Source organism: Mycobacterium kyorinense, assembly GCF_001672775.1.
Taxonomy (GTDB): domain Bacteria; phylum Actinomycetota; class Actinomycetes; order Mycobacteriales; family Mycobacteriaceae; genus Mycobacterium; species Mycobacterium kyorinense_A.
Window position 1 is genome coordinate 1 of sequence record NZ_LZKJ01000180.1, and the last position, 1,373, is coordinate 1,373.

Below are 1,373 nucleotides of genomic sequence, written 5' to 3' on the forward strand. Positions count from 1 at the left end.
CGCCCACGGCCAAAAAGTCCAAACCGCCGGCAACAACATGGCCAGCACCGACTCCGCCGTCGGCTCCAGCTGGGCCTAACCCCCAACCCACAACGTGGCCCGCACACCCCGGTGTGCGGGCCACTTTCATGTCAGCGCCCTGACGGGTGACAGGAAACCGTCAAGGATTGATACCGCAGCGTTAAGAAGACGTTAACGACTTCTCACATCGCCTTCTTCGCGGGGAACTGTGGAGACGTGGATTCGGTAGTGCGACACCACGTCAGTGGCCGGCCCCGGTGTGCGAGCCGGCTCGTTTTCCGTGAGGAGAAGTCATGTCGTTCGTGACCACCCAGCCTGAAGCCTTGACGGCCGCGGCGGCCAGCTTGCAGGGAATCGGCTCGACGTTGACCGCGCAGAACGCGGCAGCCGCGGCCCCGACCACCGGTGTGGTTCCCGCCGCTGCCGACACGGTATCTGCTTTGCAGGCAACACAATTCGCGGCCTACGGCACGCTGTACCAACAGGTCAGTGCGCAAGCAACCGCGATTCACGAGATGTTCGTCAACACCCTTGGCGCCAGCGCCGGCGCGTATGGCGCCACCGAGGCCGTCAACTCGGCGCAGGCCGCCGCCACCGGTGGCAGCGGTGGACTCCTCGGCTTGCTGACCGGATCTGCATCGGGGCCCTACGGCCTGCTGCCCGCCGCCTTGAGCAACACCGGCGTGATCGCTGCCATGCAGGCCGGCAACTTCGGCTCCGCCGCGTCGGACCTGTTCCAGTTCGGCAGCGCCGGGCTTTCCGCTCCGGGCGCAGGCGCGCTCACCGGCGCCGAGGCCGAGGCGGCGGGCGTCGGGACCGTCGCGTCAGGCGCCTCAACCGGGGCGCTGACCGGCGCCGTGGGACCGGCCTCCCCCGCGGCCGTGATGGCCAGTGCGGGCCGGGCGTCCTCGATCGCCGGCATGTCGGTGCCACCGAGTTGGGCCGGTGCGACCGCCCCGACCAGCGCGGCCCCGACGACGTTGACGGGAGCTGGCTGGACCACTGCCGCCCCGCAAAGCTCGCCGGTGACCACGATGCCGGCCGGGATGCCCTCGGTGGCGTCGGCCGGGCGCGGCGGCATCGGCTTCGGTGCCCCGCGCTATGGCGTCAAGCCCACCGTCATGCCCAAGCCCGCGGTCATCTGAGGAAGAGGTTTCAAAGAAATGGACTTTGGAGCGTTACCGCCGGAGATCAACTCCGCACGTATCTACGCCGGGCCCGGCGCGGCACCGATGATGGCCGCCGCGTCTGCCTGGAGTGCGCTGGGCGCCGAGTTGTCCACCGCGGCGGCGGCCTATGAATCGGTGATCACGGGTCTGACCAGCGAAGAGTGGCTCGGTCCGGCGTCGGCG

Annotated in this window: 2 protein-coding genes and 2 pseudogenes; all 4 read left to right on the forward strand. The window is 69.3% G+C overall.

Annotated elements, in window-relative coordinates; genetic code table 11:
* Positions 1–79 (forward strand): annotated as a pseudogene (locus tag A5707_RS19785) (type VII secretion protein EsxI); the annotation flags it as partial.
* A gap of 235 nt (positions 80–314) precedes the next feature.
* Positions 315–608: pseudogene (locus A5707_RS24640) on the forward strand (PE family protein); the annotation flags it as partial.
* 297 nt (positions 609–905) lie between these two features.
* Positions 906–1,166, forward strand: coding sequence for a PE/PPE C-terminal domain-containing protein (locus A5707_RS24645; protein WP_269455157.1), 261 nt, complete (start codon positions 906–908; stop codon positions 1,164–1,166).
* An 18-nt stretch (positions 1,167–1,184) separates the two neighbouring features.
* On the forward strand, positions 1,185–1,373 hold a 189-nt coding region (locus tag A5707_RS19795), incomplete at its 3' end, for a PPE domain-containing protein (protein ID WP_156658172.1).